This is a genomic window from Variovorax raffinosi, from assembly GCF_051216615.1.
Taxonomy (GTDB): domain Bacteria; phylum Pseudomonadota; class Gammaproteobacteria; order Burkholderiales; family Burkholderiaceae_C; genus Variovorax.
This window is the reverse complement of sequence record NZ_JBPJZR010000002.1, coordinates 1,098,465-1,112,725: the sequence shown is the minus strand read 5'-3', so window position 1 is coordinate 1,112,725 and position 14,261 is coordinate 1,098,465. Positions and strand designations below refer to the sequence as shown.

At 65.0% G+C, this 14,261-nt stretch carries 12 protein-coding genes and 1 pseudogene; 10 read left to right on the top strand and 3 right to left on the bottom strand.

Annotated features, from left to right (window positions below; all coding sequences use genetic code 11):
• Positions 1-80: 80 nt before the first annotated feature.
• Entirely contained in the window at positions 81-1,502 is a 1,422-nt protein-coding gene (locus ACSFB7_RS11115) for a tetratricopeptide repeat protein (RefSeq protein WP_435469925.1), read from the top strand.
• 223 nt (positions 1,503-1,725) lie between these two features.
• Here the strand turns inward: ACSFB7_RS11115 and ACSFB7_RS11110 are convergent.
• Positions 1,726-2,612 (bottom strand): annotated as a pseudogene (locus tag ACSFB7_RS11110) (YifB family Mg chelatase-like AAA ATPase); the annotation flags it as partial.
• Positions 2,613-2,829: 217 nt separating this feature from the next.
• On the opposite strand from ACSFB7_RS11110, the gene ACSFB7_RS11105 reads away from it, so the two are divergent.
• The 9 genes from ACSFB7_RS11105 to ACSFB7_RS11065 all read left to right on the top strand — a co-directional run bounded on the left by ACSFB7_RS11105 (position 2,830) and on the right by ACSFB7_RS11065 (position 12,524).
• Positions 2,830-3,708 (top strand): TorF family putative porin, encoded by an 879-nt coding sequence (locus ACSFB7_RS11105; RefSeq protein WP_435469923.1) that lies wholly within the window; start codon positions 2,830-2,832, stop codon positions 3,706-3,708.
• Positions 3,709-3,772: 64 nt separating this feature from the next.
• Positions 3,773-4,111: a P-II family nitrogen regulator gene (gene glnK / locus ACSFB7_RS11100; RefSeq protein WP_007833403.1), complete on the top strand. Its 339-nt coding sequence runs from the start codon at positions 3,773-3,775 to the stop codon at positions 4,109-4,111.
• Positions 4,112-4,140: 29 nt separating this feature from the next.
• On the top strand, positions 4,141-5,589 hold the full coding sequence (locus ACSFB7_RS11095) for an ammonium transporter (RefSeq protein ID WP_435469921.1): 1,449 nt from the start codon (positions 4,141-4,143) through the stop codon (positions 5,587-5,589).
• A 198-nt stretch (positions 5,590-5,787) separates the two neighbouring features.
• Positions 5,788-6,720 (top strand): SMP-30/gluconolactonase/LRE family protein, encoded by a 933-nt coding sequence (locus tag ACSFB7_RS11090; protein ID WP_435469919.1) that lies wholly within the window; start codon positions 5,788-5,790, stop codon positions 6,718-6,720.
• 344 nt (positions 6,721-7,064) lie between these two features.
• On the top strand, positions 7,065-7,949 hold the full coding sequence (locus ACSFB7_RS11085; protein ID WP_435469917.1) for a LysR substrate-binding domain-containing protein: 885 nt from the start codon (positions 7,065-7,067) through the stop codon (positions 7,947-7,949).
• Positions 7,950-8,092: 143 nt separating this feature from the next.
• Positions 8,093-9,595: an FAD-linked oxidase C-terminal domain-containing protein gene (locus tag ACSFB7_RS11080; protein WP_435469915.1), complete on the top strand. Its 1,503-nt coding sequence runs from the start codon at positions 8,093-8,095 to the stop codon at positions 9,593-9,595.
• A gap of 14 nt (positions 9,596-9,609) precedes the next feature.
• Complete coding sequence (gene glcE / locus ACSFB7_RS11075) at positions 9,610-10,722, top strand: glycolate oxidase subunit GlcE (RefSeq protein ID WP_435469913.1); 1,113 nt, start codon at positions 9,610-9,612, stop codon at positions 10,720-10,722.
• Positions 10,723-10,749: 27 nt separating this feature from the next.
• Positions 10,750-11,991 (top strand): glycolate oxidase subunit GlcF, encoded by a 1,242-nt coding sequence (gene glcF, locus ACSFB7_RS11070; protein WP_435469911.1) that lies wholly within the window; start codon positions 10,750-10,752, stop codon positions 11,989-11,991.
• Between the two features lie 89 nt (positions 11,992-12,080).
• Positions 12,081-12,524, top strand: coding sequence for a peptidase associated/transthyretin-like domain-containing protein (locus ACSFB7_RS11065; RefSeq protein WP_435469909.1), 444 nt, complete (start codon positions 12,081-12,083; stop codon positions 12,522-12,524).
• A gap of 338 nt (positions 12,525-12,862) precedes the next feature.
• Here ACSFB7_RS11065 and ACSFB7_RS11060 read toward each other — a convergent pair whose 3' ends face one another.
• Together ACSFB7_RS11060 and ACSFB7_RS11055 are read right to left on the bottom strand one after the other, a co-directional pair.
• Entirely contained in the window at positions 12,863-13,351 is a 489-nt protein-coding gene (locus tag ACSFB7_RS11060; protein WP_435469907.1) for a glutathione peroxidase, read from the bottom strand.
• Between the two features lie 11 nt (positions 13,352-13,362).
• Complete coding sequence (locus ACSFB7_RS11055; RefSeq protein WP_435469905.1) at positions 13,363-14,253, bottom strand: DMT family transporter; 891 nt, start codon at positions 14,251-14,253, stop codon at positions 13,363-13,365.
• Positions 14,254-14,261 lie beyond the last annotated feature (8 nt).

Here is a 14,261-nt window from a genome sequence, read left to right as displayed (position 1 = left end):
GACCCACCGAGGCATCCAACCTATAGTTATTCACAGTTGGCTCCTAGCGGAACCAGCTCCAGCCCCTGGTCAATGTTCGATTGGCACCGCTGATCACGATTGCACTGGCGCTAACACTGCATGTTCCGGAAAGTGTTGTGCAGGCCGATGCAATGCTCAGAAAGCTGTATGACTGCGATGCGAATGATGTGATCAGCGCCGCGTTTGAGAAGTTCGCGACCGTCCTTCATCGGAATCATGATGCGATGATTTATTGCTACATGGCCGAAATCAATCTCGGTATGGCGGGATTGAGTTGCAATGCTGCTCGCGTCGAGGATGGAATTTCACTTTTTGCGTCCCTGATCGATTCAGGCCGCTTTCAGAAGGGGAGTCTTCACTACACCATAGGAAACGGATTTTCTGCACTTGGACGGGACGAGGAAGCCGCCAAGGCATATGAGACGGCGCTTGAGTACTTGACTCCCGACCAAGATACAACGCTGCTTGCGCAGTGCTACAAGAACCTCGGTTCCAGCTACAACAAGCTCAGCCATCGAGACAAGGCTGCTGAATCCTTTCGCGAGGCGCTGCGATACAGCCCCCAGCTTCCAGAAGCGCATTGCGCCCTGGGGCATCATTGCCTTGAAAATGGAGAGTATGAAGAGGCGCTCGCGCACTTCGATCAGGTGGTCTTTGCCGAGGGTACGCTTGGTAATCAGTCCTCGGTGGTGGCTTGGCGAATAAATGTCCTGTTCAACCTGGGCGACGCAAGGGCGGCGTTTCGTGAGATCAATACGCTGCTCGGCGATGCGGGAAACGAGGTTTGGATTTGGCCGTGGTGTGCTCGGCAAGTCGCCAGCTTTGGGCGCTCCGCACCGGAGAACGCAAGGCTGAGTATTCCTTTCTGGGACCGATATCTAACGGTGCATCCGAACTGTCCCCACGGAGTGGGAGAGCGGTTGTTGAGCAAGCTGTACCTCCGCTCGGAAGGTCGGGCTGCAGACATGACCTATCTTGCGTTCAAGACTGAATTCGAGACCGGTATCCGGCATCTGCAGGGCGAGGCCGCCGCCTTCCTGTGGGATCGTCTGGGGCACTGGGCGCAGGAAGATGAAAACTGGGAGGAGGCGCAGCGGTGCTTTCGGATCGCCTATGAACTCGCGGGTGGGCACTATGGCTACTGCCTCGGCACGGCGCTGAATTTTCTCGATCGCCCCGAGGAGAGCTTGCCGCTTCTATTGCCACAAGCTGAGACGATTCAACCGGATGATCTGAGCTGGTACCAGGTCGCAGTAGCCTATGAGAAATTGGGACGCATTCGTGAGTCGATCGATGCCTACCTGCGGTGCATCGCGTTAAATCCCGACCGCGCATTGGCGTGGTTCAACATGGGCGGCGTACATTGGAACGCCGGAGAGTCGGAAGAGGCAAGCCGCGTGTGGAAGGCGGCTGTGGACAGATTCCCAGATCACGAGCTAGCGGCGTTGCTCTGCCGCGATTTTTCCTCAGTCCTTCACTAGCGCAGCGAGTTGCCATTTACTGGTGAAGGGTTGTGCCCAGCACCTGGCATGTCTCTGACAAGAGGTGATCGGAAGGCCATTGAAGAACACTCGGATCTGTACGTTCATTCAGAATCCGGGCCCGGTTTTGCTGCCTCTAACGAGGCTGTTCTCATTTAAATACCGACGAAATCGCAGATTCGCATTTATTTAAACGCGTTCGCGTTTTTCGACCGCGCTTACAGCCTCCACCCACCAAAGCAACCGCGCTGGCCGTGTGATGCGGCGCGGCCGTCGGGCGGGACATCCACCTTTCCGTGGCGAAGCGCCCGCCCAGGCTGGCCACGGCCGCGCTCTCCAGCGCCTCGTCGATGCTCATCGGCGGCAGCAGGCCGGCAAAGCGTTGCGCGAGCATGGACTTGCCCGAGCCCGGCTCGCCCACCATCAACAGGCTGTGGCCGCCCGCCGCGGCGATCTCCAGTGCGCGCTTGGCGCCTGCATGTCCCTTGACGTCGGCCAGGTCGGCATACAGCGGCGCGACCGCGCCGGGCGCGGGGTGCACCCGCGCCCAGCCGTCGTGCGGCGCGTCGGGGAGCTGCGAGGCGGCGTCGCTGTCGACGATGAACTGGCGCACCACGTCCAGCAGATGCCGGGCGCCATACACCTCGCCGCCCGGGACCAGTGCGGCCTCTTGCGCACTGTCCATGGGCAGCACGAGCCGTGTGGCCACGCCACGCGTGTGCAGCGCCAGTGCCATGGCCAGGGTGCCGCGCACGGGGCGCAGCTCGCCTGAAAGGGACAGTTCCCCGGCGAACTCGTGGCCGGCGAGCCGGGCGCCGTCGATCTGCCCGCTGGCCGCGAGGATGCCGAGCGCAATCGGCAAGTCGAAGCGACCCGAGTCCTTGGGCAGATCGGCGGGCGCGAGATTGACGACGATTTTTTATTGTTCGGAAATTCCAGCCCCGCGTTCTGGATCGCCGAGCGCACCCGCTCGCGGGCTTCCTTGACTTCGGTTTCCACCAGACCGACCAGCGTGAAGCTGGGCAAGCCGTTCGCCAGATGCACCTCGACCGTGACACTGGCCGCTTCCAGCCCTAGCAAAGCGCGGCTTTGCACCAAAGACAGACTCATTCTTCTCCCTCTCCCCAAGATGGTGCGCCCATCTTTCTCATGCCCGGTGTGGTGCAGCGCACGGGGCTTCTGCAACCACTCGAAACATCCGTTGTAGCGAATTGGCTCTCAACACGGGCCACCGCCATCGCCTTGAAGGGCCGTATTCGTGCACTTTGGCACGCTCCCTGCTTTGGGGGTCATCAGGTTCAACAACACACTTGCGAGGAGTTTCCCGATGACGCACCGTTCCGCCGTCCAGGCGCTGATCGTTCTGGCCACTGCATTGACCGCGTCGGGCGCCGCCCTGGCGCAGACCGCTGCAACGACGGACGCGGCAGCACCAGCGGCCGCTCCCGCCCCCAATCTCACGGGCAACGTGTCGCTGACCACCAACTACAAGTTCCGTGGCCAGGACCAGGACATGCTGGGTCGCAACGACTACGCCAAGACCAAGGGCTTCAAGCCCGCCATCCAGGGCGGCTTCGACTACGCCTTCGGCGACAGCGGCTTCTATGTGGGCAACTGGAACTCCAGCGTCAACTGGCTCAAGGGCAACAGCATCGAGAGCGACATCTACGGCGGCTACAAGTTCAAGGCCGGCCCGGTGGACATGGACGTCGGTGCGCTCACCTACATCTACCCGGGCAACTCCTCGGGCAACACCACCGAGCTGTACGTCGGCGCCACCTACGCCAACGACACCATCGGCTCGTTCACCGCCAAGTACTCGCACACCGTGTCGAAGGACTACTTCGGCTACGCAGGCAACAAGGCCGGCTCGGGCCTGAAGGGCACCAACACCGGCTACCTGAACCTGTCGTACAGCAAGGAAATCGTGCCCAAGGTCACGCTGAAGGCGGCCGTCGGCTTCACGAACATGTCCAGCGACATCCGCAGCCTGGGCTACAAGAGCTATGTCGACTACAACATCGGTGCGAGCTATGACTTCGGCAATGGCCTGTCGCTGACCGGCTCGGTGCAGGGCGCCAACAAGAAGAGCTCGTACGTGGCCGTGGCCAACCCGGGCTACGACTTCGGCTTCGGTACCTTCGGCCAGACGAACTACTCGCCGAACAAGGCACGCTTCATCCTCACGCTGACGAAGACGCTGTAAACAACCACAACGAGGCGCGGCCCAAGCTGCCGCACCATTTCATTTCCATCCAAAGGAGCAAATCATGAAGCTGGTCACAGCCATCATCAAACCGTTCAAGCTCGACGAGGTGCGCGAAGCACTGTCGGCCATCGGCGTGCAGGGGATCACCGTCACCGAGGTCAAGGGCTTCGGTCGCCAGAAGGGCCACACCGAGCTGTATCGCGGCGCGGAGTACGTGGTCGACTTCCTGCCCAAGGTGAAGATCGAAGCGGCCGTCTCCGACGACCTCGTCGATCGCGTGATCGAAGCCGTCGAGGGTGCGGCACGCACCGGCAAGATCGGCGACGGCAAGATTTTTGTCTACAACCTCGAACAGGTCGTTCGCATCCGCACCGGCGAAACGGGCCGCGAAGCCCTCTGACCGAGTCCTGGCACGAAAGAACAACGATTATGAAAAAACTGCTTGTCTCTCTTGCGCTCGGCTTGAGCGTGTTGGCCGCCGGCACCACCGGCTTTGCGCAAACGCCCGCAGCGGCCACGGCCGAAGCGCCGGCTGCGTCGGCACCGGCTGCTGCCGCTGCACCCGCAGCGCCGGCCGCGCCAGCAGCAGCACCCGCCGCCGATGCGGCGCCCGCTGCCGCGGCAGCCGCGGCACCTGCTGCCGCACCGGCACCGAAGATCGACTCCGGCGACACCGCCTGGATGCTGACCTCGACCCTGCTCGTGATCCTGATGACCATTCCCGGCCTGGCGCTGTTCTACGGCGGCCTGGGCCGCTCGAAGAACATGCTGTCGGTGCTGATGCAGGTCTTCGTGATCTTCTCGCTCATCAGCATCCTGTGGGCCATCTACGGCTACAGCCTGGCCTTCTCGGGTGACGGAAACTTCTTCGGCACCTTCGACAAGATCTTCATGAAGGGCATCACGCAGGAAACCTTCGGTGCGCTGACCACCATTCCTGAATACGTGTTCGTCGCCTTCCAGGGCACCTTCGCGGCCATCACCGTGGCGCTGATCGTCGGCGCCTTCGCGGAGCGCGCCAAGTTCTCCGCCGTGCTGCTGTTCTCGGTGCTGTGGTTCACCTTCAGCTACGTGCCGATCGCCCACATCGTGTGGGGCGGCGGCCTGCTGGGCAAGGACGGCGCGCTCGACTTCGCCGGCGGCACCGTGGTGCACATCAACGCCGGTGTGGCCGGCCTGGTCGGTGCCTACATGGTCGGCAAGCGCGTCGGCTACGGCAAGGAAGCGTTCACGCCGCACTCGCTCACGCTCACAATGGTCGGCGCTTCGCTGCTGTGGGTCGGCTGGTTCGGCTTCAACGCCGGCTCGGCGGGTGCTGCCAACGCCGTTGCAGGCCTGGCCTTCATCAACACGGTGCTCGCCACCGCTGCCGCCGCGCTGTCGTGGATCCTGGGTGAAAGCCTGCACAAGGGCAAGGCCTCGATGCTGGGCGCCGCGTCCGGTGCTGTTGCCGGCCTCGTGGCTGTGACGCCTGCCGCCGGTTTCGTCGGCCCGATGGGTTCGATCGTGCTCGGCCTGCTGGCTGGCCTGGTCTGCCTGTGGGGTGTCGGTGGCCTCAAGCGCATGCTCGGCGCCGACGACGCGTTCGACGTGTTCGGCGTGCACGGTGTGGGCGGCATCCTGGGTGCCATCCTGACCGGCGTGTTCGCAGCCAAGGGCCTGGGCGGCACCGGAGGCGCAACGCCCGACACCTTCGCGATGGGTGCACAGGTCTGGATCCAGATCAAGAGCGTGGCGCTCACGATCGTGTGGTCCGGCGTGGTGGCCTTCATCGCCTACAAGATCGCCGACCTGACCATCGGCCTGCGTGTGTCGGAAGAAGAAGAGCGCGAAGGCCTCGACATTTCTTCCCACGGCGAAACCGCCTACAACCGTTGATCCCCTGCCACTGTGGGGCTGCCTCAGGCGGCCCTGCAGCGGAACGGATGACCACCATCCTTTCTTACAAGAACAAATCTTCGTAACGAGTTTTTCAAGCGAGAGTCTCCTTTGGATGTTCAGCCCGCGAGCGCTTCGGCGCCAGCGGGCTTTTTTTTGCCCGTTGCCTCGACGGCCGGGGGCACAATCGGCGACACCATGTGGACCTCCATCGAAGACAGCCTTTGCGAACTGGGTGAATCGCCGTTCTGGCATCCGCAGGAACGCGCGCTCTACTGGCTCGACATTCCCGGCCGCGCCGTGTTGCGCACGCGCGGCGAGATCGGCACGCCGACCGCCACCGTCGAGCGATGGCCATTGCCGACCGAGCCCGGCTGCATGGCGCCCGCGCGCAGCGGCGGCCTCGTGATCGCGTTGCGCGACGGCATCTATCGCGCGCGCGAGTGGGGTGGCGAGTTGGTCGCGATGGCGCGCGTGGAGCACGACGTGCGCACCATGCGCTTCAACGACGGCAAGTGCGATGCACTGGGCCGCTTCTGGGGCGGCTCGCTCAACGAGGCGAAAGACCGCGCCAACGCAGCGCTCTACTGCTTCGATGCGCGCAGCGACACCGGCATCTCGCCCAACATCACGCAGATGCTCAACGAGTCCACCACCGCCAACGGCCTTGCGTTCTCGCCCGATGCCCGCACGCTCTATTGGGCCGACACCGCCGCGCACGTGGTGCACGCCTGGGACTGGGACGCCGAGGGCAATTCGCTCTCGCATGCGCGCGTGTTCCAGCAGTTCAATGCCAAGCCCGAAGGCTGGACACCCGATTCGCCCTTGCACTACGACGGCCGCCCGGACGGCGCCACCATCGACGCACAGGGGCACTACTGGGTGGCGATGTTCGAGGGGGCGCAACTGCTGCGCTTCTCGCCTTCGGGTGAACGGGTGGCGTCCATCGCCACGCCGGTGCAGTGTCCGACGATGCCTTGCTTCGGCGGTGACGACCTGAAGACGCTGTTCGTCACCAGCGCTCGCAAGGGGCGGCCCGCAGCCGAGATTGCGCAGCGTCCGGCTTCGGGCACGGTGATCTCTATGCGGGTCGATACGCCTGGGTTGGCTGTCAGCTTTTTCGAGGACTAGGGCGGGGTTTGGTTTTTGATGCGCTGCTGTTCAGGGCGACGCTCCCGCCGACACGGTGCTCTTTTTCGCGAATGTCCCCCGCTTCGCTCCTCCTTTATTTCGCGAAAAAGAGCACCGTATCGACGTGAGCGTTGGACAGAGTGGTGGTTGATCAGCGATTCACCAGCAGCGTGCCCACGTGCGAATGGCACCAGGTGCTCCCCGCAGCGAAATAAAGGAGGAGCGAAGCGGGGGACATTCGCGGAGGGGAGCACCTGGTGTCATTCGCACTCGCCCGGAATGAACCCGCACCCCGAACCAGAACACAAGCAACGCAGCAAGACACGCGATAGAGCAAGAACACCATGGCCCTGCAGCACATCCCGCCGATCCAGTGCCTGTTGACCTTCGAGGCCGTGGCCCGGTTGCGCCATGCAGGCCGCGCGGCCGACGAGCTGTGCGTGACGCCCAGCGCGGTGAGCCACCGCATCCGTCAGCTCGAATCGCATGTCGGCTTCAAGCTCTTCGGCCGCAGCGATTTCAGTCTCACGGCCGACGGCGCGGCCTACCTTGCGAACGTTCGCACAGGCCTTGCGGCACTGCAGGCCACGCCGCTCGGCAGCAGTGCCGTGCAGCGCGCCACGCGCCTGCGCATCGCCGTCACGCCCACCTTCAGCCGCCAGTTCCTCATGCCCCGGCTGGAGCTGTTCCGCAACATCTACCCCGACATCGAACTCGTTCTGCAGGTATCGATTCCCTTGCTCGACGTCACCGCCGAACAGGCCGATCTCGAAGTGCGCTACGGCCCCGGCGCGTATGCTGACTGCGAGCACCGCCTCCTGCTCGAAGAACAGGTCGTGCCCGCCTGCAGCCCGAGTTATCTCAACGAGTTCGGCCCGTTCACCGGGTTTCGCACGGCCACCGAGATCGCCAGCGCGCGGCTGATCCGCAGCCCGCTCGAGCCTTGGGGCACCTGGTTCTCAAGCTGCGGGCTCGACCAGCCCGAGCCGAACATCGGCTCGCAATTCAACGACCTGGGGCTCGTGTACGACGCGGCCGCCAGCGGTTTCGGCGTGGCGCTGGTGCGGCAGAAGATGGGCGCTGCATGGTTCGAGTCGGGGCGGCTGGTGGCGCTGTCGGAGCAGGCCGTGCCATCACCGCATCGGCACTACATCTGCTGGCAACCCGGCACGCTCGAACGTTGGGAATGTGCCGCCTTTGCCGACTGGCTGGAACAGAGCCTTCGTTGAGCTGCGATCGGGGAGGGCGGCAAAGTTCTCTCAAGCGCCCCGCAAAAAACCTTCAACCCGAAGGCGCCGCATTTCCGTAGAGTGCGGGCATCCACGAGACATTTCGCCAGAAGAAAACAAGAGAGAAGGAAGAGGCCTGCCGCATGAACGCGCCGCTCACCCCCACGTCCCACGAATCGCTGCAGAAAGCAGAGCGCCAGTCCCAGGTCGTTCGCGCGCTGCAGGCGCATCTGCCGGCCCACGCGCTGATCTGGCACGAGGAAGACACCACGCCCTACGAGTGCGACGGCCTCACCGCCTACCGCGCGCGCCCGCTGGTGGTGGCGCTGCCCGAAACCGAGGCGCAGGTGGCAGCCGTGCTCAAGACCTGCCATCAGCTCGGTGTGCCTGTGGTGGCGCGCGGCGCCGGCACCGGCCTGTCAGGTGGCGCGATGCCGCACACGATGGGCGTGACGATGTCGCTTGCCAAATTCAACCGCATCCTGAAGATCGATCCGGTGAGCCGCACGGCCGTCGTGCAGTGCGGCGTGCGCAATCTCGCCATCAGCGAGGCGGCATCGCCCTTCAACCTCTACTACGCACCCGATCCGTCGAGCCAGATCGCCTGCACCATCGGCGGCAACGTGGCCGAGAACTCGGGCGGCGTGCATTGCCTGAAGTACGGTCTGACGCTGCACAACGTGCTGCGTGTGCGCGGCTTCACCGCCGAGGGCGAGCCCATCGAGTTCGGCGGCGAGGCGCTCGATGCACCGGGGCTCGACCTGCTCGCGCTGGTCATCGGCAGCGAAGGCATGCTGGCCGTGACCACCGAGGTCACCGTCAAGCTGGTGCCCAAGCCGCAACTGGCGCGCTGCATCATGGCCAGCTTCGACGACGTGCGCAAAGCCGGCGACGCGGTGGCCGCGGTGATCGCGGCCGGTATCATCCCGGCGGGGCTGGAGATGATGGACAAGCCCATGACCGCCGCCGTCGAAGACTTCGTGCACGCCGGCTACGACCTCGATGCCGCCGCCATTCTTCTGTGCGAATCCGACGGCACGCCCGAAGAGGTCGAGGAAGAAATCGGCCGCATGACCGCCGTGCTGCGCGGCTGCGGCGCCACCGCCATCGCGGTGAGCACCAGCGAAGACGAGCGCATGAAATTCTGGAGCGGCCGCAAGAACGCCTTTCCGGCATCGGGCCGCATCAGCCCCGACTACATGTGCCTGGACTCCACCATTCCCCGCAAGCGGCTGGCCGACATCCTCCTGGCGATCCAGGAGATGGAGAAGAAGTACAACCTGCGCTGCTGTAATGTGTTCCATGCGGGCGACGGCAACCTGCATCCGCTGGTGCTGTTCGATGCCAACGACCCCGACGAGCTGCACCGCTGCGAGCTGTTCGGCGCCGACATTCTTGAGACCAGCGTCGCGATGGGCGGCACCGTGTCGGGCGAGCATGGCGTGGGCGTTGAGAAGCTCAACAGCATGTGCGTGCAGTTCACCGCCACCGAGAATGAGCAGATGTTCGGCGTCAAGCGCGCCTTCGATCCTGCCGGCTTGCTGAACCCCGGCAAAGTCATTCCGACGCTGCAGCGTTGCGCCGAATACGGCAAGCAGGTGGTGCGTGGCGGCAGACTGCCGCATGCCGACCTGCCGCGTTTCTGAGGATGCACCCGGTCATGGATCAAGCCCTCCACCAGATCGTCGAGCGCATCCGCGCCGCGGCCTCCGACGCCACGCCGCTGTGCATTCGCGGCGGTGGCACCAAGGACTTTCACGGCGAAGCGCCGCAAGGCGAAATGCTGAGCACCACCGGGCTCACCGGCATCACGAGCTATGAGCCCAGCGAGCTGGTCGTCACCGTGCGCGCCGGCACGCCGCTCGCCGAACTCGAAGCAGTGCTCGCCGAACAAGGGCAGTGCCTGCCCTTCGAGCCACCGCACTTCGGCACCAGTGGCGTCACCACCGTGGGCGGCATGGTCGCTGCCGGCCTCAGCGGCCCCGCGCGCGCCAGCGCGGGCGCGGTGCGCGACTACGTGCTGGGCGCCACGCTCGTCAACGGACGCGGCGACGTCCTGAGCTTCGGCGGCCAGGTGATGAAGAACGTGGCGGGCTATGACGTCTCGCGCGTGCTCGCCGGCTCGCTCGGCACGCTGGGCGTGATCGCCGAGGTCAGCCTCAAGGTGCTGCCCGTGGCGCCGGCCGAAGCCACGCTTGAATTTGCTTGCGGCCAGGCCGATGCGCTGCGGCTGCTCAACGAATGGGGCGGCAGGCCGTTGCCATTGAATGCGAGCTGCTGGTTCGAGTACGCCGGTGCCGGCGCGCTCTACCTGCGACTGCGCGGCGCGGTGGCCGCCGTGGACGCGGCCTGCGCGCACCTTGGCGGTGAGCGCAAGGACAACGCACGCGCCGCCGCCGATTGGCAATCGCTGCGCGACCAGCAGTTGCCGTGGTTCGCGACCGCCGAAGGACCGGATGCGCTCTGGCGCCTGTCGGTGCCGCAGACTGCGCCGGTGCTCGCAATTGATGGCGCTGTGCCTTTGATCGAATGGCATGGCGGCCAGCGCTGGTACAAGGCGCCGCCCGAACAGGCCACGCGCATCCGCGAGATCGCACGCGCGGCGGGCGGCCACGCCACGTTGTTCAGGCTGCCTGCCGGTGCCGACGCGCACAACGGTATCTCGCGCTTCGATGCGTTGAGCGCGCCGGTGGCACGCATTCACCGTGCGCTGGTGCACGAGTTCGATCCGCACCGCCTCTTCAATCGCGGCCGGTTGTTCGCAGCCGAATAAATAAATAAAAAAGAAACGACACCCGCGATGCAAACCGAACTCGCCCCCGAATTTCGCGACACCGACGAAGGCCGCGAAGCCGAAGCCATCTTGCGCAAGTGCGTGCACTGCGGCTTCTGCACCGCCACCTGCCCCACGTACCAACTGCTCGGTGACGAACTGGACGGTCCGCGCGGCCGCATCTACCTCATCAAGCAGGTGCTCGAAGGCAAGACGCCCACGCGCAGCACGCAGCTGCACCTCGACCGTTGCCTCACCTGCCGCAACTGCGAAAGCACCTGCCCGAGCGGCGTGCAGTACGGCAACCTCGTCGACATCGGCCGCAAGATCGTCGACGAAAAAGTGCCGCGCCCCGCGATGGAATCGGCGCAGCGTTGGCTGTTGAAGGAAGGCCTGCCATCGCCGCTCTTCGGCCCTGCGATGAAGCTCGGCCAGTCGGTGCGCGGCTTGCTGCCCGAAGCGCTCAAGGCCAAGGTGCCCGAGAAGCAGGAGGCCGGCGCGTGGCCCACCGCCACCCATGCGCGCAAGGTGCTGATGCTCGCAGGCTGCGTGCAGCCGTCGATGATGCCGAACATCAACAGCGCCACCGCGCGCGTGCTCGACGCGGCCGGCATCCAGGTGGTGATCGCGAAGGAAGCCGGCTGCTGCGGCGCCGTGAAGTTCCACCTCAACGACCAGGAGGGCGGCAAGGTGCAGATGCGCGCCAACATCGATGCGTGGTGGCCGCAGGTCGAGCGCAACGAAGTCGAGGCCATCGTGATGAACGCCTCGGGCTGCGGCGTCACCGTGCGCGAGTACGGCCACATCCTGCAGCACGACCCGGCCTATGCCGCGAAGGCCGCGCGCATCAGCGAACTCACGCGTGACCTGAGCGAGCTGCTGCCCGACCTCGTCCCCGCATTGAAGGCCCGCGTGCGCGCGCCCGAAGGCGTGGTGGCCTACCACCCACCCTGCACGCTGCAGCACGGCCAGAAGCTGCGCGGCGGCGTCGAGACGCACCTGCGCGCACTGGGATTCGACGTGCGCGTGGCCATGAACGAATCGCACCTGTGCTGCGGCTCGGCCGGTACGTACTCTGTGCTGCAGCCCGAGCTGGCATCTCCGCTGCGCGACCGCAAGCTCGGCCATCTGAAGCAACTGCAGCCCACCACCATCGCATCGGCCAACATCGGCTGCATCACGCACCTGCAAAGCGGCAGTGGAGACACGCCGGTGCGCCATTGGGTGGAGCTGCTCGATGCGGCGCTGGGGGCGCCGGGTAGGGCTTGATCGCACAGCGCGGGGGGCTGTGGTCCGACTCGCGCGAAATGCGTTCGCGGCGCATCATGGGTGCACCGAACCAGCAAGGAGCCCGTGCCATGTCCCATGCCCACGCATTCTTCATTCCCGTCCGTCTGCGCAACCTGCTTCTGGCGTGCGCCTGTGCAACCGGCGCCTTGGCGGCGCATGCGCAGGCCCAGTCCGCCATGCCGGCGTGGCAGGGCGCGGGCTCGGTGCGCTATGTGTGCGGCGGCATCGGCTCGGACGAGTCGAAGGCCATGCGCGCCGCCATGAAGGACCATCCGCTCGCGCTGTTGTTCTCGCGCGCGGATGGCGCCTACATGGCGAACGTCGGTGTCGCGATCAAGGGCGGCGACGCCAACACGGCCGCGGCGCTGGCCTTGATCGCCAACGGGCCGGTTTGCCTGATCGATTTGCCGGCGGGCCGCTACACCATCGATGTGACCGCGCCTGGCGGTGAGATGAAAAGCCAGACTGTGACTGTCGGCGGTGGTTCCAAGACTGCCAGCTTCCGGTTTTGACGGGACGTTCACGTTTTGGGTCGCTGCTGTTCAGGGCGACACTCACGCCGACACGGTGCTCTTTTTCGCGAATGTCCCCCGCTTCGCTCCTCCTTTATTTCGCGAAAAAGAGCCCCGTATCGGCGCGAGCGCTGGACAGAGCAGTTGTTGATCAGCGGTACACCAGCAGCGTGTCCCTGTGCGAATGGCACCAGGTGCTCCCCGCAGCGAAATAAAGGAGGAGCGAAGCGGGGGACATTCGCGGAGGGGAGCTCCTGGTGTCATTCGCACGAGCCCTGAATGACCCCGCATTCATGCCGCGCAAACCCCCGCAGGCCAGAGCTAGGGCGAAAGAACGCTCAGCCAGCAGCAAGAGCCGCCTCGACATCGCGCGTAAGCGATGCCGGCGTGTCCAGCGGCGCATAGCGCTTGAGCACCGTGCCGTCGCGCCCGATCAGGAACTTCGTGAAGTTCCATTTGATGGCAGTCAGACCCAGCAACCCCGGCTTCTCTTTCGTCAGCCACTGGTACAGCGGTGCCGCGTCGCTGCCATTCACGTCGATTTTTTCCATCATCGGAAAACTCACGCCGTAGTTCTTCGTGCAGAAAGCGCCGATCTCTTCGTTCGTGCCCGGGTCCTGCGAGCCGAACTGGTTCGACGGGAAACCCAGCACCGTCAGCCCCTGGTCCGCGTACTTCTCGTGCAGCGCCTCCAGCCCCGCGAACTGCGGCGTGAAGCCGCATTTGCTGGCGGTATTGACGATCAGCAGCACCTTGCCCTTGTAGGCCGAGAGCTTCACCGGCTTGCCGTCGATCTGGTTGGCCTCGAAGTCGTAGACGCTCGTCATGGAGATGTTCCTCAGGTGGACACAGAGGCGCGATCATCGCGCGGTGGCGGCGTTCGTGCAAACGCCGACCACAAGGCGCCCAGAATGATCAGCGCGCCGCCCGTGAGGATGCGCGGGTCCATCGTGGCCGCACCCAGCGCCACCGACGACACACTGGCGAACAGCACCTCCGACAGCATGATCACCGAGCTTGTGCTGGTCGCCAGCTTCGGCGCGCCGTACTGCAGGCACACGTTGGCGACGATGAAGCCCACGCCCAACAGCACGGTCCAGCCGAACCAGCCCGGCGATGCGAGCATCGGCGAGGCAATGCCGCCGGCGGCCGTGCCGATGAGCGCCGCGACGCTGCCCACCACGGCGCAGCCGCAGAACATCGCCAGCGCGCGCGATTCCCCGGGAGCCTGCCGCAGATGGCGCAGCGTGATGTTCGTCAGCGCGAAAGTGAAGCCCGCCGCCACGCCGAGCCAATCAGGCAGGCTCGACGGCACGGGCCAGTCGACGCCCGGCGCCTTGAGCACCACCGTCACCCCGGCCAACGCCAGGGCCACCCGCATCAGCGCGCCACCCGTGGGCCGTTCGCGCAGCAGCAGCCAGGACAGGAGCATGCTCCACAGCGGCATCAGATAGAACAGCAGCACCACGCGCACCACGTCGCCCTGCGTCACGGCCCAGTTGAATCCCACGTTGGTGAAACCGGCGGCAAGGCTCAGCGCCCCCAGCATCGGGAACGCCGCAAAGCCCTTCCAGGCATGGCGGCGCACGAGGCCCATCACCGTGGCGATGGTGAGGTAGACCAGCCCGGTGGCCCACAACGGGTGCAGCCCGAGGCTTGCGAGATGGCGAAACGGAAGCCAGGAAATGCCCCACACGAAGGCATTGAAGGTGAGGGCGAGCGCGGGCATGGTGGCGT